Origin of the sequence: Halobacillus ihumii (assembly GCF_902726645.1) — a bacterium.
Classification (GTDB): domain Bacteria; phylum Bacillota; class Bacilli; order Bacillales; family Halobacillaceae; genus Halobacillus_A; species Halobacillus_A ihumii.
On record NZ_CACVAO010000001.1, the window covers coordinates 1,934,279 to 1,954,189 of the forward strand.

At 42.2% G+C, this 19,911-nt stretch carries 17 protein-coding genes, 1 tRNA gene and 2 pseudogenes; 16 read left to right on the plus strand and 4 right to left on the minus strand.

What is annotated here, in order from left to right:
• Window positions 1–132: 132 nt before the first annotated feature.
• The 4 genes from G6R08_RS09610 (at window position 133) to G6R08_RS09625 (ending at window position 2,786) form a co-directional block, all read left to right on the plus strand.
• Window positions 133–1,266 (plus strand): sensor histidine kinase, encoded by a 1,134-nt coding sequence (locus tag G6R08_RS09610; RefSeq protein ID WP_163527782.1) that lies wholly within the window; start codon window positions 133–135, stop codon window positions 1,264–1,266.
• Window positions 1,267–1,866, plus strand: a complete 600-nt coding sequence (locus G6R08_RS09615; RefSeq protein WP_163527783.1) for a response regulator transcription factor — start codon at window positions 1,267–1,269, stop codon at window positions 1,864–1,866.
• Window positions 1,867–2,003: 137 nt separating this feature from the next.
• Window positions 2,004–2,198 (plus strand): hypothetical protein, encoded by a 195-nt coding sequence (locus G6R08_RS09620; protein ID WP_079528973.1) that lies wholly within the window; start codon window positions 2,004–2,006, stop codon window positions 2,196–2,198.
• Window positions 2,199–2,324: 126 nt separating this feature from the next.
• Window positions 2,325–2,786, plus strand: coding sequence for a GNAT family N-acetyltransferase (locus tag G6R08_RS09625; protein ID WP_163527784.1), 462 nt, complete (start codon window positions 2,325–2,327; stop codon window positions 2,784–2,786).
• Window positions 2,787–2,879: 93 nt separating this feature from the next.
• On the opposite strand, the gene selA is transcribed toward G6R08_RS09625, so the two are convergent.
• From selA to selB, 3 genes and pseudogenes are all read right to left on the minus strand, one after another.
• On the minus strand, window positions 2,880–4,283 hold the full coding sequence (gene selA / locus G6R08_RS09630; protein ID WP_163527785.1) for an L-seryl-tRNA(Sec) selenium transferase: 1,404 nt from the start codon (window positions 4,281–4,283) through the stop codon (window positions 2,880–2,882).
• 90 nt (window positions 4,284–4,373) lie between these two features.
• Window positions 4,374–4,562 (minus strand): annotated as a pseudogene (locus G6R08_RS09635) (Rdx family protein); the annotation flags it as partial.
• Window positions 4,563–4,636: 74 nt separating this feature from the next.
• The gene (selB, locus tag G6R08_RS09640; RefSeq protein ID WP_163527787.1) at window positions 4,637–6,538 is read right to left on the minus strand and encodes a selenocysteine-specific translation elongation factor; all 1,902 of its coding nucleotides are present in this window, start codon (window positions 6,536–6,538) and stop codon (window positions 4,637–4,639) included.
• A 152-nt stretch (window positions 6,539–6,690) separates the two neighbouring features.
• Here selB and G6R08_RS09645 point away from each other — a divergent pair.
• The 7 genes from G6R08_RS09645 to G6R08_RS09675 all read left to right on the plus strand — a co-directional run bounded on the left by G6R08_RS09645 (window position 6,691) and on the right by G6R08_RS09675 (window position 12,216).
• A tRNA-Sec gene (locus G6R08_RS09645) sits at window positions 6,691–6,787 on the plus strand.
• Window positions 6,788–6,878: 91 nt separating this feature from the next.
• On the plus strand, window positions 6,879–7,877 hold the full coding sequence (locus tag G6R08_RS09650; protein ID WP_240339683.1) for a glycosyltransferase: 999 nt from the start codon (window positions 6,879–6,881) through the stop codon (window positions 7,875–7,877).
• A gap of 48 nt (window positions 7,878–7,925) precedes the next feature.
• Window positions 7,926–8,975, plus strand: a complete 1,050-nt coding sequence (gene selD / locus G6R08_RS09655) for a selenide, water dikinase SelD (protein ID WP_205439411.1) — start codon at window positions 7,926–7,928, stop codon at window positions 8,973–8,975.
• A gap of 81 nt (window positions 8,976–9,056) precedes the next feature.
• Complete coding sequence (gene phnD / locus G6R08_RS09660) at window positions 9,057–9,965, plus strand: phosphate/phosphite/phosphonate ABC transporter substrate-binding protein (RefSeq protein WP_163527789.1); 909 nt, start codon at window positions 9,057–9,059, stop codon at window positions 9,963–9,965.
• Between the two features lie 11 nt (window positions 9,966–9,976).
• A complete protein-coding gene (phnE, locus tag G6R08_RS09665) occupies window positions 9,977–10,732 on the plus strand; it encodes a phosphonate ABC transporter, permease protein PhnE (RefSeq protein ID WP_163527790.1) in 756 nt (251 codons plus the stop codon).
• A 62-nt stretch (window positions 10,733–10,794) separates the two neighbouring features.
• Window positions 10,795–11,550 carry a phosphonate ABC transporter ATP-binding protein gene (gene phnC / locus G6R08_RS09670; RefSeq protein ID WP_163527791.1) on the plus strand — a complete coding sequence of 252 codons (756 nt, stop codon included), beginning with the start codon at window positions 10,795–10,797 and terminating at the stop codon, window positions 11,548–11,550.
• A gap of 69 nt (window positions 11,551–11,619) precedes the next feature.
• Window positions 11,620–12,216, plus strand: coding sequence for a polysaccharide deacetylase family protein (locus tag G6R08_RS09675; RefSeq protein ID WP_205439412.1), 597 nt, complete (start codon window positions 11,620–11,622; stop codon window positions 12,214–12,216).
• Between the two features lie 64 nt (window positions 12,217–12,280).
• Here G6R08_RS09675 and G6R08_RS22095 read toward each other — a convergent pair whose 3' ends face one another.
• Window positions 12,281–12,484: a thioredoxin family protein gene (locus tag G6R08_RS22095; RefSeq protein WP_275897933.1), complete on the minus strand. Its 204-nt coding sequence runs from the start codon at window positions 12,482–12,484 to the stop codon at window positions 12,281–12,283.
• A gap of 314 nt (window positions 12,485–12,798) precedes the next feature.
• Between G6R08_RS22095 and G6R08_RS09685 the strand changes: the two genes are divergently transcribed.
• The 5 genes and pseudogenes from G6R08_RS09685 (at window position 12,799) to G6R08_RS09705 (ending at window position 19,877) form a co-directional block, all read left to right on the plus strand.
• Window positions 12,799–14,256 carry a helix-turn-helix domain-containing protein gene (locus tag G6R08_RS09685; protein ID WP_163527792.1) on the plus strand — a complete coding sequence of 486 codons (1,458 nt, stop codon included), beginning with the start codon at window positions 12,799–12,801 and terminating at the stop codon, window positions 14,254–14,256.
• 282 nt (window positions 14,257–14,538) lie between these two features.
• Window positions 14,539–16,203, plus strand: coding sequence for a urocanate hydratase (gene hutU / locus G6R08_RS09690; protein WP_205439413.1), 1,665 nt, complete (start codon window positions 14,539–14,541; stop codon window positions 16,201–16,203).
• Between the two features lie 19 nt (window positions 16,204–16,222).
• Window positions 16,223–17,497 carry an imidazolonepropionase gene (hutI, locus tag G6R08_RS09695; RefSeq protein WP_163527793.1) on the plus strand — a complete coding sequence of 425 codons (1,275 nt, stop codon included), beginning with the start codon at window positions 16,223–16,225 and terminating at the stop codon, window positions 17,495–17,497.
• Window positions 17,494–18,480 carry an agmatinase family protein gene (locus tag G6R08_RS09700; protein ID WP_163527794.1) on the plus strand — a complete coding sequence of 329 codons (987 nt, stop codon included), beginning with the start codon at window positions 17,494–17,496 and terminating at the stop codon, window positions 18,478–18,480. Before hutI ends, G6R08_RS09700 begins: the two co-directional genes overlap by 4 nt.
• 68 nt (window positions 18,481–18,548) lie before the next feature.
• A pseudogene (locus tag G6R08_RS09705) lies at window positions 18,549–19,877 on the plus strand (YjiH family protein).
• Window positions 19,878–19,911 lie beyond the last annotated feature (34 nt).

A 19,911-nucleotide genomic window follows, 5' to 3' on the forward strand; every position in this document is an offset into this window, starting at 1 on the left:
CGTACTGGATGGGATTTTTCCTTGTTTATATAATGGCTCACTATGTAGTAATATGGGAATAATAGATTGAGCAGCACTGATATACTAACCTTATGGAAAGACCTTCTACTGAAAACACTGGAGGAGACAATTATGCAGCATTGGTATCACATCATCCCGAAAAACACGGGGTTAAGTTCGTATATTTGGATTATTTTCTGCGGACTGCCTTTCTTTTTCATTTTCCGATCATCATCCATAATTGAATTTATTTTTGGTATTTTTATGATCCTATTATTTTTCCTTTCCTATCGTCTATCTTTTATTTCAAATAGTGGAATTGTTTATTTGTGGGTTAGTATTGAAATGGCCATAAGTATGATTATGACGATGTTTTTCGGCTACATTTACTTTTCATTGTTTATTGCCTTTTTTATTGGAAACATCAAAAGTAAAGCCGGCTTTCTTACGTTATACGTCATTCATCTTGTCACTACAATTGCAGTAACTACACTTGTCTTTTTTACAAAAAGCACATTACTATTTACGCAATTACCTTTTATCATCATTAGCGTAATCGGTGTGATCCTGCTTCCTTTCACGATATACAACCGCAACAAGCGCTTAAAGCTAGAAGGTCAATTAGAGGATGCTAATAAGCGTATTTCCCAATTAAGGGTCATTGAGGAAAGAGAGCGCATTGCTCGGGACTTGCATGATACTTTAGGCCAGAAACTTTCCCTTATAGGATTAAAAAGTGATTTGGCAGGAAAGTTAGTGGAGGCCAAACCTGACGCAGCAAAAAATGAAATTCACGATATCCACCAGACAGCACGGACAGCGCTAAAAGAAGTACGAGAGATGGTTTCCAACATGAAGGGGGCCAAACTTGAAGATGAAATGATCCGTGTGCAACAGATTTTAGAAGCTGCCCAAATAGAGTTCCATATTGAAGGGGATCCAGAGCTTACCCACACCCCTTTATTAGTTGAAAACGTGCTGAGTATGAGTCTGAAGGAAGCTGTAACCAACGTGGTTAAACATAGTAAGGCTACCTCCTGCAGCGTGATAGTTACACAAACCCCTAAAGAAACGGTGATTGCTGTAAAAGACAATGGCGTAGGGGTTTCAACTAAGAAAGGCGGTTCTAAAGGGCATGGACTTCAAGGTATGAAAGAGCGCCTGGAATTCGTAAATGGCAGCCTGGAATTGTCATCATCAAATGGAACAACGCTTCATATTCGGGTTCCTAACGTTATTAAACAAACTAAACAGGAGGGGTTGTAATTGATTCGCATTGTTATTGCCGAAGACCAGCAAATGCTGTTAGGGGCTCTAGGCTCTCTTCTGGATCTAGAAGAAAATATGCAAATTGTAGGAATGGCCAAAAACGGTGAGGAAGCATGTACTCTAGTAAAAAAACACAACCCCGATATCTGTATTATGGACATAGAAATGCCATTAAAGAGCGGCCTTGATGCCGCAGAAGAACTGAAAGATCACCCTTGTAAAGTCATCATTTTAACCACCTTTGCCCGTGCAGGATATTTTTCCCGAGCTCGGCAGGCCGGTGTCAGCGGATATCTATTAAAAGACAGCCCTAGTGAGGAACTGGCAAATTCTATTCGCATTATAATGGAAGGTCAGCGTATTTTTGCCCCAGAGCTGGTTGATATGGCCTTTGGTGATGAAAATCCGTTAACTGAACGGGAAAAGCAAGTCATTCAACTGATGGCTGATGGGAAAAATACAAAGGAAATTTCGAGTCAGCTTTATATTACACCTGGTACTGTACGGAATTATATTTCGGTCATTCTTGATAAGCTTGAGGTAAGTAATCGAATTGAAGCCATTTCTCGTTTTAAGGAAAAGGGATGGTTTAAATAATTTTTCTGAGAAAACTTCAGAGTTCATTAGCTCTTTAGCTGTACACTAATTCACACATATTTGGAATGTTTGCTTTGCTTTAGTGGAGGGAAGGTAACAATTTAAGAGAAATTTGCTATGCACTGGAGGATTTCATCATGATTGTTTCAGGTACCATTCGTTACAACCATAATCATGTAGATTTTGAGGTAAAGCTCCCTCATGAAGAGGTGAGTAATGAATCTAACCCTGACCCTGAATCTAAAAAAGCCATTATCGACGCAGTTAATCGAAAGTACCGGGTGAAATATCCCTCTACAAGTACGTTAGATTCTTTGCGTATCAGAAATTAAAGGTTCCTGTTTATAAGCCTGTTTGGTGTTTCGATTGAAGCACTTCAAACAGGCATTTTTCTTGTCCATTCCCCTCAAAAATGAGTAGATAATAGAAAATACATATCTGAAAAGGAGCGAGTAAAAGTGAAGGAAATCATTGAAGCAAAATCAGAGGATGCACGAGAGATCCTGCGCATACAGCAGCAGGCATACAGAAGTGAAGCTGAACTTTATAACGACTTTGATATCCAACCATTACAACAAACTCTATCAAGTGTCGAACAAGATTTTGAGAACAATTTCATTTTAAAATATGTACTCGATGGCAAAATTGTTGGTTCAGTCAGGGCTTTGGAGGAAAATGGAACGTGTCACATCGGCAAGTTAATGGTCGATCCAGAGTTTCAGGGGAGAGGAATTGCTAAAGAGTTGATGCATGAAATTGAAGGCTTTTATAGAAATGTTCGCTTTGAGCTGTTTACAGGAAGTAAAAGCACCAAAAATATAACTTTATATGAAAGATTGGGTTACACAGGTTATAAAACCGAGCAATTACCACGTGAAGACACCGTATTTCTGTTTATGGAAAAAACTCCGGTAAAATAAAATGGAACCCCCCTTCCACCTCAGGTCATCCAGTTTCTGGATGACCTGAGGTGGAAATAAAGTGGAAATGAATAGAATGTGCAAAATTTAGGTTTATTTCTCTATAGCAGCGAATCCTTCGATAAGCTCTGACATTTCTTCTTCTACGATGGTTCGAAAGTCAACACATACTCGTTCATTTTGAATTCGAGTAACGATGACAGGTGTATGTGCTCTTAATTTAGCCGCCAGTTCTTGAGCTGAAAAAGATTCATGCTGGACAGCGGCAATAAAGGTAGAGAGATGGACACCAGGCATTGTTCCCCCTCCTACTTGGGACGTGCTTTCTCGAATATCTACTTGATAGGAGGATGTTCGTGCCTGCAGCTCATTTGAAAAAACCTCTGCTTGTCTTTTTATATCTTCAGCTTTTCTTGTGACATCCCGCACGGTCGGGAGTTCATTGGTCGCCGAATTTCCTGATACATAGGCCTTTAACGTTTGCTCTAATGCAGCAAACGTCATTTTATCTACCCGCAAAACCCTCGCTAATTGGTGTTTTTTCAACTTTTGAATGATGTCTTTCTTTCCTGCGATAATTCCTGCTTGTGGTCCACCTAACAATTTATCGCCACTAAAAGAAATCACATCAACACCCGAGTTCATCACTTCTTTCACAACAGGTTCATCGCCTATTCCGTGCTGTTTAAAGTCAAAAAGAGAGCCACTCCCTAAATCTTCATAAAAAACTACGTCTCTCTCATTTTTTAAAGCAACCAGATCTTCTGTGGCTACTGCTTCTGTAAAACCAACTGTCATAAAATTACTCGTATGAACTTTCATTATCATAGCCGTTTCTTCATTTATGGCTTCTTTATAATCGAACAAATGGGTTTTATTCGTTGTGCCTACTTCTACCAAGCGAGCCCCGCTCTCTTCCATAATCGATGAGACACGAAATGATCCGCCGATTTCCACGAGCTGGCCGCGGGAAACAATGACCTCCCGTTCTTTAGCTAACGCACTTAATACAAGGAACACGGCAGCAGCATTGTTATTCACTACCATGGCTGCCTCTGCCCCCGTTACCTCTTTGAGCAAATCTTCAATAATATCATGCCGGGATCCTCGCTTGCCTTCCTCTACTTGGTATTCGAGGTTAGAATAATTACGAGCTACGTCCGCAACCTGCTGCACAGCCTTTTCACTCAATCGGGATCGACCTAAGTTCGTATGTAACACTGTACCCGTGCCATTGATAACCCGTGTTAAACGGTCCTTCGTCCATTGAGCTGATCTTTTTTCGACTTTACGAAAAATAACGTTCTCCATGTCCCCATTGAAGAGTTCTTCTGTTAATTGTCCGTCTAGTACCTTTTTTCTTATGTCATTAATTTCTTGTTGAATAAATGCGGTCAGTTGGTCCTTCGTTATGGCAAAAGAAGATAGGATGTTTTCAAATCGTTCATTCTTTTGCAATTCATGAACAGGCGGCAACTTCCTTAAATAGTGCTTCATATTTTTCAGGCCTCCATTACACATCCCTGAGAACTAACATCTAAAAAAAAGATGCCTCAAACTAGTCTTCATGAGGCACCTTGTTGACGGTTATGCTTGCTTCTCCATCACTTCTATCATTTGATTGACTTCAGGATATTCTTTCGTTTCAAGCTTTGAATGAATCTTTTCGCCATTAACGGTAATTTCAAAAGCTCCCCCCGAACTTGGGATCAGCTCCATTGAAGTAATGTCAGTGCGAAAATGAGTAAACAATTGTTCCGCAAAACTTGCGGCTTTTGGTGAGTAGTTTCACTGCATGCAAAATTCTATCGTAACTTTGTAACTCATGATTTTGTCCCTCCATCCAATTTTTACTTTTTATCCATCCATTTTCGTTCATTATCTTGGCGCTTTGTTATTTTCAACTGATCAAGCAGTTCTAAAAATGGGATTAAATATTTTCTCGATACATCAAGAGTATCTTTTGCTTCTTTTAAATCGAAAGTCTCGCCCGTCTGACTCTTCAATTTCGATAGAGCCGCGTCGAGTGCTGATCGATGGATAAGCCTATCATCCATAATTCGAAAAGCTTGTTTGGTTTGCACAAGATATACAGCTAACTCATCGGCCTCATGTTTTGATAGCGGAGTGGCAGTTAGATAATCCTCCCACTTCTTTACGGTCAGCCCATCTCTTTCAAGGCTGTAGATCACCTCAAGCATCCTTTGTTTCCACTGTTTAGGTAAATGCGGATGAAACTCCGATAAGGAAACAAATTGGTCTTCCTTTTCCAGGTTACCCTTTTTAACTAATTGATTCAAACTATACTCAACCAACACCTTTGAGTACATTCCGCTTAACATCTGGAGAATCTCTGCCTTACTAATGCCTAATCTCATAGGGTGCTCCTGATGATAGTTTTCAAGACGAAATATGATTTCGTCTTTAACCTTATTAAATGTTTTCGTTACCCCATATTTTTGCCTATTTACTTCGATTAGATACCCTGCTTCTATCCCCTCAGCAACCACACGATTCACAATATGTTCGTCTAGCGATGTATGCTGGATCAGCTGTTTAACATCTAGTAATGTATGCTTGCTTAGTACATCTTCAATTAAATCTTTAGGGGTGCTTTGCTTCTTATTTTGCAGCATATCAATGGTTACTTGACCAAAACGGTATTTGCCGCCCTCAGGCTGAATAACCCAGCCTCCACCAATTGTTTCTACAGGAGTCGGCCGTCTCAAAATGAAACGATCGCCGCGTCGGACAACCACTTCTTCATCAAGTTGAATTTGGCAGAGAACTTCTTCATCCGCCTGTTTCACTTCATTTCTGTCAAAAAAAACAATTCTCCCCATAACCTCTGAGGTTCCCACATGAATTTTGACTGGCATGCGTTGCTTAACCGGGGCACGCAATGCTTCTACAAACTGAAGAGCCACGTCAATCGCTTGGGTTACGAGGAAATGGTCTGAGGCAACTAGTACATCGCCGCGATGAACGTCCTCTTTATCCACTCCGCCAAGGTTGATTGCCGTTCTCTGTCCAGCTCGCGCCACGTCCTGTTCTTCATGATGAACCTGTATTTGCCGAGCTCTTACTTTGTGATCTTTGGGGAGCAGTCTTAACTGACTTCCCTGTTGAACAATCCCTTCATAGATCGTCCCCCTGACAATTGTACCTTGTCCCTGTACGGTAAAGACTTGGTCAACGGGCAGCCGAAATGAGCCGTAAGCATCCCGGCTCTCCACCAATTTTAATTCACTGATAATCGTTTGATTCAGGTTGTCTATCCCTTTACCTGATATACCATCCACATAAACAAAAGGAGCATCGTGAAAAATTGTCCCTGCAAGCCCATCTTTGATGTCTTCAGTGACGAACTCCAACATCTCATCATCCACACGATCCACTTTTGAAATGGCCACAATACAATGCTCTATTCCAAGGAACTCCAGTATTTCTAAATGCTCTGTTGTCTGCGGCATAACCCCCTCATCTGCTGCAATCACGAGTACGACTAGATCAATACCAGCAACACCCGCAATCATTTGCCGGATAAACCGCTCGTGTCCCGGAACATCAACGATTGAAATGTTTATCCCCTCTTCAATTCGTAAGGGAGCATAGCCAAGTTCGATCGAAATACTCCGTTCCTTTTCTTCCTTTAAACGGTCTGTGTCTATGTGACTTAATGCTTTGGTCAATGTCGTTTTTCCATGGTCAATATGCCCTGCCATGCCAATCGTAAAATACGTGTCACTCATTTGCGTCACCCGTTTCTGTATTTACCTAATAATTCTATCTTAATAAGGAACGCCCACAGGTTCAAGTTCTTCGATTTGTGTTACCAATTCCTGCACCCTCAGACCATTTTCTTGAATTCTAAAGGGATCTCTATGTATAATGTGGTTGATATGGGGTTGGATGGGTGACTGGTGTTCCCCTGGGTCTTCAAAACCCTGAGGGAGGCGCGTGCCGTCTCCGGTGGGTTCGATTCCCACACAGTCCCGCCATACATAACAAAATGGATCGTCACGCAGGCGATCTTTTTTTATGATCTAAGGATAGATAAAATAGGACTGATTTTCTTCAAAAGACTAAAGGATGATTCACTTGAAAATCTTGCTGGCATCGCCAAATTTTCATCAACCCCGGGGCAACACCGTAACCGTTCAGAGAATTGCCAACAGTTTAGAGAAACTAGCCATTGATACAGAGATCATTTCAACAACCGAGAAGGAATGGACAACCCTCCCGCCAGCTGACCTGGTCCACGGCTTCCACGCTTATCATTTTTACAAATTTATGAAAAAACTAGATCAAAAACCGGGTCCGTATATGGTGACGATTACGGGAACTGATCTCAATCATGATTTGTTTGATGAAAAAAAGCGGAAGGACGTGTTCGCATCATTAAGAGGGGCAGAGGCCATCCACGTATTTGATCACAAAGCAAAAAGCATTATCATTAATGAATTACCAGAAATAGAGGATAAAATTTTCACCATTGCCCAAGGAAACAGTGATTTCTCAGAAGAGATCCCACCTGTCGAAAAAGAAGCAGACACATTTTTATTTGTGCTGCCAGCAGGAATCAGGAAAGTTAAAAATGTTCCTGCGGCTATTGATATGATGCAAAAGCTTCATGATAAGTTTCCGAGAGTACGTCTTTGGTTAGTTGGACCGATAATTGAAGCAGAAGAAGGGAAAACTGTACAAGAACTCGTTCGACAATATGATTGGGTTCAATACTTGGGGCAAGTACCTCATTCAACCATGGGTTCTATTTATCAACGAGCAGATGTTGTGCTCAACACTTCCCATTCAGAAGGCCAGCCCTCTTCACTTATAGAAGCCATGGGATATAGTCTTCCTGTTTTAGTCTCGAACAACCCGGGGAATCAAAGTATTGTCACACATCAAAAAACCGGTTTTGTTTATAACAACCCAAACGAATTTCTTGATTATGGCGAGCAAATCATTAATAATAACGAGATGATACAAAGGATTGGGCAGCAAGCTAAACAGTATATTATCAAACATCATTCAAACACAAATGAAGCTAACGCTTTCGTGAAAATTTATAAAAATATTATCGAATAGAGCAACATGCCCATCTTTGTTCACTTATATGGGAAAGGAGCGTGTACAATGGCTGGACAAGAAAACGTAAAACTAACTTCTTTATCTAGTAAAGGTGGTTGAGGCTGCAAAATTGGTCCTGAAGACCTGACGCAAGTTTTGCGTCACTTACCAAAATCTGTAGCTGATCCTAATTTACTTGTTGGACTTGAAACATCCGATGACGCAGGAGTCTATAAAATAAATGAGGAAACGGCTTTAGTTCAAACTTTAGACTATTTCACACCCATAGTAGATGACCCCTATATGTTTGGCCAAATTGGAGCAGCTAATGCGCTTAGTGATGTTTACGCAATGGGCGGAAAGCCGATCACTGTCATGAACATCGTCGGATTTCCTATCAACACGTTAGATAAAAGTATTTTAGCTGATATCCTGGCTGGTGCTGCTGACAAAGTCAGTGAATCTGGAGCCGTCTTAGTCGGCGGACACTCCATAGACGATCAGGAGCCAAAGTTTGGTCTATCCGTTACCGGAACCGTTCATCCAGAACGTGTACGGGCCAATGCTGGGGCTCAGCCAGGTGACCGTCTGATTTTAACCAAGCCGATCGGTGTAGGGATTTTAACTACTGCCATAAAGAAAGATTTGTTGAACAATGATGAATTGAATGAAGTGATGAACGTCATGGCAGAGTTAAACAAAAAAGCTGCCGAGAGCATGGAAGGCTATACTGTACATGCTTGTACCGATGTTACTGGTTTTGGACTGCTCGGCCACACGCTTGAAATCGCCAAAGGAAGCCAAGTTGGAGTCACGGTCTCAAGCAAGGATGTTCCCGTTTTGTCCAAGACAAGAGAGCTTGCTGAACAAAATATTATCCCCGGCGGTACTCGTAAGAATCATCAATGGCTTGCTGAGAATATTGATTATGAGCCATCTGTCAGTGAAATCGATCAACTGATTCTCTGTGATGCCGTAACTTCCGGCGGCCTCCTTATTTCCGTCCCTGAAGCCGAAGCTGAATCATTACAACAAGAACTAAAAGATAATCACGTCCAGTCCGCCATTATTGGTGAAGTGACTAGTGAAAATAAAGGACGAATCCATGTTATTTAAAATAAGGACTCAACTCGAGTCCTTATTTTTAAAATGCAGAATCTCAATCAGAACTTATTTCTATCTAATGAGGTGAACAGAATGAAAAAATGGATTATGGTAGTCTTCGCATTTACTCTAGTGCTGTTCATAACCGCATGTGGTGAGGGCAGTGACCAATCCAGCCAAGATCAATCTGAAGAAAGCCAATCTGGAAAGAACTTTACGATCGGTGTTATTCCTGCTCAGACAGAAGGCGCGATGGATAATGCGATGAATAAGCTTCAATCTCTGCTAAATGAGAAATTGAATCGTCAAGTAAATATTGAAGTCTACCCAGACTATAACGGTGTTGTGGAAGCCATGAACTACGATAAAATTGATATGGCTTATCTAGGGCCGCTAACGTATGTCATTGCCCATGAAAAGAGCGGTGCGAAGGCCATTATTACTCAACTAATTGACGGAGAGCCTTTTTACCATTCCTATATCATCACACATAGCGACCATCCATGGAATTCCTTAGATGAAATGCTGCAAAATCCTGAAGAAGTTGCCTTTGCCTTTGGTGACCCAAATTCAACATCTGGCTCCTTAATCCCATCTATTGAATTAGAGCAGCGAGAGGTTTACCAAAGCATGGAAAAAAACCAATTTAAATCAGTTCGTTACACTGGCTCGCATGATGCATCCGCTTTAGCTGTCCAAAATAAGCAAGTGGACGCTGCTGCTATAGATAGCGCCATTTTCCATCAGTTGGTTGAATCAGGGAAAATAGATGATAAACAGCTCCGGGTCATTTGGGAATCCGACAAGATTTTTCAATACCCTTGGGCTGTCCACAAAGATACAGATCAAGAGACCATCCAGAAGCTTCAAGAAGCTTTTCTCTCCATAGAGGATCAAGAGATTCTTGACGCATTCGGTGCCACTGGTTTTACAAAAGCAAGCAATGACGATTATAAGAACATCAGGCAAGCTGCCCTTAAACAAGGAATTATTGAAGAGTAGAGTTGATCATAATGTGGTTTAAAAAACGCAACATCCTAACCATTATACTTCTTAGTATATTTATTTATTTCAGTATGAAGCTGACAGAATTTGATGTAACTAAATTTAAAGACTTCCGTAATATGATTGATTTCATGTCACAATGGTTTCCGATTAACTTTTCGAACCTATCAGGAATAGTCAGGGATACATTGCAAACCTTAGCTATGGCATTTCTAGGAAGTTTATTGGGTTTATTAATTGCCTTGCCTATAAGCTTTATAGCTGCGCGAAACACAGCACCCTCCCCTATTATTTATCACTTTTGGCGGGTATTCTTAAGTTTCATCCGGTCTATACCTGAAATTGTGTTTGGACTAATTTTATTGACAGCGCTAGGGCTCGGTCCTTTCCCTGCCGTCATCGCTATCATGCTTCATAACATCGGTGTATTAGGGAAACTCATTTCAGAATTAATCGAAGCCGCTGATCCTGGTCCCCAAGAAGCTATGAAGGCCGTGGGAGCAAAGGGGTGGATTGTTTCACTCTTCAGCATCTTGCCGCAAATTTGGCCTAATGTGTTATCCCATTATTTCTACCGATTTGAAGTCGCGATCCGCACGTCACTCATTTTAGGGTTTATTGGCGGTGGAGGGATTGGTCAACGTTTATTTAACGATTTTAAGACCTTTCAATACCAATCCGTTTCCCTTGATGTGCTGATCATTATGATTATGGTGATCATCGTTGATTTCTTTGGAGGGTATATTAGAAACAAGGTTATTTAAAGAATTACCTGCTCATTATGATAGTTAGATGGGTACGGTCTATTTAGAGAGGAGGCCGGCTAATGATTGAGATGAATAACGTTTCCGTCCGCTATCCAGGAGCTAAGCATGATGCACTTTCAGATATTGATCTAACCTTTGAAAAAGGAGACTTTATCTGCATCCTTGGTAAGAGCGGCGCTGGGAAGTCTACGTTCATTCGTTGCATAAATGGATTACAGCAGCTAACACAGGGTGAAGTTAAGTTAGATGGAAAGCAGATATCCAATATGAGTGAAGAACAATTGCGTCAGGTAAGGTTGGAAATGGGGATGGTTTTTCAACATTTTAACCTGATCCCGCGCATGAGCGTCATCCAAAATGTCTTAACCGGAATCTTTGGATACCGCAGTAATGTTAAGAACCTGCTCGGGCTATTTTCAGCTGACGAACTAGAACAAGCTAAACGTGTCATTTCCGAAGTCGGACTCTCTGACATGATGGACCGCAGGGTAGAACGATTAAGCGGGGGTCAGAAACAAAGGGTCGGTATTGCTCGTGCGATCGTGCAGCGGCCAAGGATTCTACTAGGTGATGAACCTGTAGCCAGTCTGGATCCTGGCACATCTAATCATATTTTCATATTGCTGAAAGAGATGCATCAACGGCTTGGCTTACTCACCATCATAAACGTACATGATATTGGCCTGGCCAAGCGGTATGCGACAAGGCTTTTAGCACTTAAAGATGGGAAGCTTATTTTCGATGGCAATCCTGAGGAATTCACTGAGAGTTACTATGAGGAAACATACGAATCATCAGATCATCTTTTAACTTGATAACGATTTATACAAAAGGAGGACCAATCTATGATTAAAAGTCCATGAGTAGTCGACTGTTCAAGGGTCGTGTACGACTCTCAAGATACAGATGTTATCACTTCTGTCCAAAGTAAAGCTGAAAAGTCAGTGGTGTTAACCTTTGATGATGGGCCAAGCAAAGTATTGACACAAATACTTGATATCCTAGAGGCCGAAGACGTGCCAGCAATTTTCTTCTGGCAATCTCGTCTCCTTTATTCAGAAAGGCCCTGGAAACGAGTGTTACAGGAAGGACATATCATTGGCTCACATACTACAAAGCACCCTAATTTGGTTAAGCTCCCTTATGAAAAGCAATTTGAGGAAATTCAAAACAGTATAACAAAGATTGAGCGGATTACAGGGAGTAAAATCGAGTATTTTCGCCCGCCGTTCGGCCAATATAACGCTGATACGATTGAAGCCGCCAAGCAGTTGAACGTAACACCTGTGATGTGGAGGATTGCATCGATCGATTGGGAACTAAAAGAAGACCCTCAGCAAATCATGACAAACGTCATCGATCATCTCGAAGACGGAGCAGTTCTTCTTATGCATGAGCTAAAACAAACGGTTGAAGTTTTACCGGAATTGATCAAGGCGATAAGAGAAAAGGGATACCGCTTTACCTTGCTAGATCACTGAAAGGAACTAATTGAAAAAGCAGGCACCCCCAAGTAGGAATGGGGGTGTCTGCTTTTTACCTTTATTAAGAATGAGCGAACTCTTTTACCTGTTCTTCCGGGGCAAAGCCGACAGAACGATCCACTTCTTCTCCATCTTTAATCAATATTAAGGTTGGAATACTTTGTACTCCAAACTGTCCAGCTAGATCTGATGCTTGATCTACATCCACGTAGTAAAAGTCAACATCATCGAGCTGTTCAGATACGCTTGAGACCACCGGCCCCAATTGACGACAGCCTGGTCACCAATCCGCACCAAATTCAAGTACAATCGGTTGACTCATGTTTTTAGTGAGTTCTGCATACTCTTCGGCATTAATTGCTTTAGCCATTAATAAAACCTCCTTAGTAGTATTATTCCATTTTAGTTCAATCCATATCCTGCTATCAAGCTTATCGATTTATGCTGATCTTTGGATAATACTTCCACCTCAGGTCATCCAAATTCTGGATGACCTGAGGTGGAAGTTTTATCCATGTGTGTGAATGTGGTTGTAGTGCGTTAAAATGGGGGTAGTAGATTGGAAAGGCGGCGTTGTCTATGTACAAACTGCTCATTGCGGATCGAGACAAGCAGGAGCTTGTTGGGTTAGAGTGGCTGATTACTAAATATTCTTTCCCTATCACTGATACTAGATTAGCAGATCAGCTGGTGGATGTATTAAACACTTTAGAGAATCAACAACCCGATATATTTTGCCTGGAGCTTGATATGATTCCAGAGGATAAGTGGGAAATAGTCAAGGTATTTATCGAACGTTATGCGGGAAGGGTCATTGCTGTAACTGCCGAACCCACTTTTGAACGAGCCATGCAGGCAATGGAGATCGCTGCTGAAGACTTGTGGGTAAAACCGTTGTCTCCCTCACGAGTCAAGCACACGCTACAACAAGCTCTCCGTAACCTGTCCAGACCCAACTCACAATCGTATGATACGGATTTAAGACAGGCTGTACGTTACGAATCATTATTCATTGATGAAAATCTTCCTTTTCATCACCCTGTGTATTTAATCAAACCAGAGTACATATCTGATTTAGCTGGCTTACGTATATTTATTGAGCAGTTTGACTTTTATTATGAACCATTAGTGTTCTCAACGAGTGAACAGGTTGCACTCGTTTTCCAAGAAATGTTACCAGAACCTATTGAGCAGGCTCAACGCTTTTTACGAGAATGGGAGCGTTTCGCTGGCAGGCCATTAGTTATCGCTGTCCACGCAGAACAAGGCTCAGAATCCCTTCATCAAGTCTATATGAAGCTACGCAAAATCATGGAAACTACCTTTTTCACAGGCTACCAACAAGTATTAAGTTCCTTCCACCATGATTGGCGAGATATGGACCCTTTCCTAACCATGGAAGAGCAGCGCAATTGGGTATATATGCTTGACGAAGGAAACAGGGATGACATCAAGGAATGGATGTACGATCAATTCTTTGGTATGGAACCGCCTTTCCCTGATCCTGGACTGCTGCGGACTCGTTTAACAAGCATTCTCGCTCAAGTACGCCGCTTTATGATCCGAAAAGGAATTACGGACTCTGTCAGCGAGGAAAAATACAGACAAGTGTTTGATATTATTTTGTACAGTCCGGTCCTTTATCGAATTGTTCAAGATATGATCTTATTTATAAATGATTTAATACAATCTATCTCAGACAAATCGTTAACGGCAAATGTGGATGTTGTTGAAGAAGCGATTAATTATATGGAAGATCACTTTGAAAATCCATCCCTTTCTCTTACAGAGGTTGCGAAGCACGTTCATCGCAGTCCTTCTTATTTCAGCCATATTTTATCGAGCAAGTACGGGCGATCTTTCCGAGAGATATTAAGCTATATTCGTATACAAAAAGCGAAAGAATTGCTGGCTTCCTCAGACGATTCTATTCAGCACATTGCTCGGGAAACGGGGTTTACTAATCCAAATTATTTTAGTCGAGTATTTAAATCAACTACGGGTCAGACACCGCGTGAGTATCGAAGAATGCATTAAATGGCTTCCTCAACATACATAACTTGCTTTGACAAAGACTCCTCAGCCCCGAGGGGTCTTTGTTTTGCATTTTATATGGGTAACGTAAAGCAGCTCCCTTTACTCAAATCTAATATTTATATAGATTCAAAAATATTTTTCATTAAATGAAAGCGTTTTAAATAATATCTTTACAATTATCGAATATTTATACACTAATTCAAAAGGCAGCCACCTATTTTCATATGCAAACTGTTGGTACCATAAAATTATCAGAAAACTCAAATCGAAAGGATGAAAATTATGTCTGAAACGAAATCAGGAAAGGTACAACAATATAGCGGAACAGAATTACACACAAAGGGGTGGATACAGGAGGCGGCTTTACGCATGCTGAGCAACAACCTGCATCCAGATGTAGCGGAAAAACCAGAAGACCTCGTTGTCTACGGCGGGATTGGCAAAGCAGCTCGAAATTGGGAGTCTTTTGAAGCCATTGTAGACTCTTTGAAGAAGCTTGAGGAAGATGAGACCTTACTGATTCAATCAGGGAAACCGGTAGCTGTCTTTCGCTCTCACAAGGATGCTCCGAAAGTGTTGATTGCGAACTCTAATCTAGTCCCTGCCTGGGCAAATTGGGATCATTTTCACGAACTTGACCAAAAAGGGTTAATGATGTACGGCCAAATGACAGCAGGAAGTTGGATTTACATCGGTAGTCAGGGCATCTTACAAGGTACGTATGAAACCTTTGCAGAATGTGCCAGACAACACTTCAATGGCAGTTTGCAAGGCACCATAACGTTAACAGCTGGTCTTGGCGGCATGGGCGGAGCACAGCCATTAGCGGTTACGTTAAATGGAGGTGTATGTATTGCGATTGAAATCGATCAGCATCGAATCCAACGACGTTTAGATACAAAATACTTGGATACGTCCACTGATAATCTTGATGAAGCAATCAAACTAGCTGAAGAAGCTCGCGATCAGGGTAAGGCCCTATCCATCGGTCTGCTAGGTAATGCAGCAGAGCTTTTGCCTGAAATGATTGCCAAAGGATTCATTCCAGATGCCTTAACAGACCAAACCTCAGCCCACGATCCATTGAACGGCTATGTTCCGGTGGATATGAGCCTTTCAGCGGCTGATGAACTGCGTGCCGCTGACACTGCGGAATATATTAAACTGTCAAAACGTAGTATTGCTGCGCATGTTAAGGCGATGCTCGACATGCAGAAACAAGGAGCCATTACGTTTGACTATGGCAACAACATCCGTCAAGTGGCTAAGGATGAAGGTGTAGAAAACGCCTTTGATTTCCCAGGTTTCGTCCCAGCTTACATTCGTCCACAATTCTGTGAAGGAAAAGGACCTTTCCGATGGGTAGCCTTATCTGGTGACCCGGAGGATATCTATAAAACAGATGAAGTCATTTTACGAGAATTTAGTGACAATGAACATTTATGTAATTGGATTCGGATGGCACGTGAGAAAATCAGCTTCCAGGGACTGCCTTCCCGAATTTGCTGGCTCGGCTACGGGGAACGTGCTAGATTTGGAAAAATTATCAATGACATGGTAGCGAGTGGTGAGTTAAGTGCACCGATTGTAATCGGCCGCGACCACCTTGACTCTGGCTCTGTTGCTTCCCCGAACAGGGAAACAGAAGCCATGAAAGACGGCAGTGATGCAGTAGCTGATTGGCCTATTTTAAATGCAATGATTAATAGTGTAGGCGGAGCCAGCTGGGTTAGCGTCCACCATGGCGGTGGTGTTGGTATGGGCTATTCCCTTCACGCCGGAATGGTCATTGTTGCTGATGGAACGAAGGATGCCGAGCAGCGTCTGGAACGTGTTTTAACAACAGATCCAGGGATGGGGGTCGTGCGGCACGTAGATGCTGGCTACGAGCTGGCTGAACAGACCGCTAAAGAAAAAGGCATTCAAGTACCGATGCTGAAGAAATAATCGAAGGGAGATTTTTTATATGACACAAAAGTTGCTTATAACGAATGCTGCACAATTAATAACCATGGCTGGACACTCCGAACAGCCGGCAAGGAAAGAAGCCATGTCTCAGCTAGAGGTGATTGAAAACGGCGCCCTTTATATGGAAGATGGGGTAGTTGTAGAAGCAGGGTCCACCGAGGAAATACACGATAAATATCAGAACTCTGTAAATCCTGATCAACATATTGATGCAACAGGAAAAGTCGTCACACCAGGTTTGATTGATCCTCATACACATCTTGTCCACGCTGGAACAAGGGAAAATGAATATGCTATGCGCTTAAAAGGAAAGACCTACATGGAAATCATGGAGTCTGGCGGCGGCATTCATGCAACAACTCGCGCTACGCAGGCAGCTAGCCATGAAGAATTGTATGAACAATCGCGAAAACGACTTGATCAATTTTTGCTGCACGGAGTTACCACAGTGGAGGCAAAAAGCGGCTATGGACTGACGCTTGAACATGAAATGAAACAGCTTGAAGTGGCTCAACAGCTTGCTGAGAGCCACCCAATGGACATCGTTTCAACATTTATGGGAGCCCATGCGATTCCAATGGATGAAAAAGCAAACCCAGAACCATTTGTCGATCGCGTTATCAATGAAATGATTCCTGAAGTTGCTAAAAAGAACCTCGCCACCTTTAATGATGTCTTTTGTGAACGAGGAGTTTTTACTCCAGAACAATCTAGACGTATTTTAGAGGCAGGCAAAGAATACGGGCTGACTCCTAAAATTCATGCGGACGAAATTGAACCATATGGCGGGGCGGAATTGGCTGCATCCGTCGGGGCAATCTCAGCCGATCATCTTTTGAAAGCGTCTGAAAAAGGGATTAAAGAGATGGCGGAAGCAGGAGTCGTCGGTGTGCTGCTTCCAGGTACAGCCTTTTTCTTAATGGCAGAATTTGCTCAGGCAAGAAAAATGATTGATGCAGGAGTTGCTGTCGCTCTTTCAACAGATGCAAACCCTGGTTCATCACCAACCATTTCCCTGCCTTTCATCATGAACCTGGGCTGCTTGAAAATGGGCATGACACCGGAAGAGGTGTTAGCGGCAACAACGATTAATGCAGCACATGCGATCGGTTGTGCTGACGAGTCAGGAAGTTTAGAAAAAGGGAAAAAGGCAGATGTAACAATCTTTAATGTACCAAACTACCTTACCCTTTCTTATCAATACGGCATGAATCACGTGGACACAGTCATTAAAGCTGGTAAGCCCCTTGTCGTGGGAGGCCAGTTGCAATGACGGACTACCCTTATCCACTGTTAGACCGGCCCAGCATGATCTGGACGAAGCAAACAGATAAAACAGCAGATCTGAAAGTACATGAATGGATTGAAACAGTTGGGGACTCCCTCCCCAACTGGCAGGATTACGATGTGACAATTCTGGGCGTACCGCTGTCAAAATCATCAATCAGTACATCTGCTGCCAGTGATAACCCCGATGCCATGCGTCAAGCATGGAAGTCATTCGGTACGTATAACCTTGATGAGGATGTTGATTTAGCCACATTGAGAACGATTGACCTCGGAGATGTGAAACAGCACGCAACAGATATTGCTTATACTCACCAGCAAATCGGGCAGGCAATGACTGCTATGAGGAAACATCACCCACATACATTGCCTGTTGTGATGGGTGGGGACCATTCAATTACAGCGATGTTGATTAAAGGTTGGAAGCAAGCCCACGCAGAAGAAAAAGTTGGTATTTTACAGCTTGATACCCATTTTGATTTACGTGACTTGAATGTATTTGGTCCAGCAAATGGCACACCGATCCGCAACTTGATCGAAAGTGGTACCGTCGAAGGCCAGCACGTTCACAATATTGGTTTGCATGGATTTTTTAATGCCAAAGAATTGAAAGATTACGCAGATGAGACAGGAGTTCATTATACAACGATGAAACAAACACGGAAAAAAGGAATAGACACAGTTATCAAACAAACGTTAGAGCAGTTGAACGAGGTAGTCGACACGATTTACTTAACAGTCGACATGGATGTTTTGGACATCACTCATAATCCCGCTGCTCCTGCAGCAACTCCTGGAGGGATGTACACAGAGGAGTTATTTGAAGCGGTGCAAATTGCCGGGGAACATCCAAAGGTTAAGGCAATGGATATGGTCTGCCTTGACCCGCGTAAAGACATGGGAGAAATGGCCGTTAAAAGTGCTGTGCATACGATGCTGTCATTTTTGACAGGCTATTGCAAGCGCTGAAGGCGAAGGTGACTTCGCCTTTTTTTAACATCATTTATCAGAATAATTAAATAATAGGAGGCGGAAGAATGGAGTCTTTACAAAAAGATTTTCACAGCGAATCATCAGGTCCTTCGAAGGCTCATGTCATTAAGTTTTTTGTATTCAGCCTGATTGGTATTTTCACCTTTTTCATTCCCATTACAATCAATGGTACTTCTTCTATTCCACTTGACCATATAGTCACATATATTCAGAGCACCTTTACGTCCCTCGTCCCTTTTTATGCATTCATCGTCATTATTCTCGGGGCTGTCTACCCTTTTATCAATCGTACGTGGAATAAAGACGCTGTTACGATCGTTCTATCTTTATTTAAAGTGTTCGGTGTTGCTGTGGCTGCCATGCTGATTTTCAATTTTGGCCCGGCCTGGTTATTCACCCCTAACATGGGCCCGTTCCTTTTTGAAAAGCTAGTTATTCCAGTCGGACTGCTCGTTCCAATCGGTGCCGTCTTCCTCGCTTTGCTTGTGGGATATGGGCTGCTGGAATTTATCGGTGTCCTGCTCCAGCCCGTCATGCGTCCAATTTGGAAAACGCCGGGACGCTCAGCGATTGATGCTGTGGCTTCGTTCGTTGGAAGTTATTCGATTGGTCTTCTGATCACCAATCGTGTTTTCAAGTAAGGCAAATACACGGTGAAAGAAGCAACGATTATTGCAACTGGATTCTCAACCGTTTCGGCTACTTTCATGATTGTCGTAGCCAAAACTCTTGGGCTGATGGACCTCTGGAATACCTATTTCTGGGTCACTCTTTTTGTCACTTTTTTAGTGACCGCCATAACAGTACGCATTTGGCCTTTAAATAAAATAAGCGATGAATATTTTGACGGAGAAGGACAGCCAGAGAAAGTCATCAAGAAAAATCGTTTTCAAGCAGCCTGGGCACAAGCCATGGAGGCAGCTGAGCAATCCCCTTCCTTTGGCAAAAATATATGGATGAACTTAAAAGATGGTTTTATCATGACGATGGCCATCCTGCCATCTATCCTCTCCGTTGGTTTATTAGGGTTAATCCTTGCTGAATTCACACCAGTATTTGATATCCTGGGCTATATCTTTTATCCGTTTACTTGGATCATGCAAGTACCCGAACCTATGCTGGCTGCCAAAGCATCAGCCATTGAAATCGCTGAAATGTTTCTGCCTGCCTTATTAGTAGCAGATGCTCCATTAATCACAAAATTTGTCATTGCTACCGTATCCGTTTCAGCGATCCTGTTCTTTTCAGCCCTTATTCCCTGCATCTTATCAACAGACATCCCAGTAAGCATTCCAAAACTGCTTGTTATTTGGATCGAACGCACCATCCTCACCATCATTATCGTAACACCCATCGCTTACCTATTACTCTAACTTACAAATAAACCAATTACCCCCACCTCAGGTC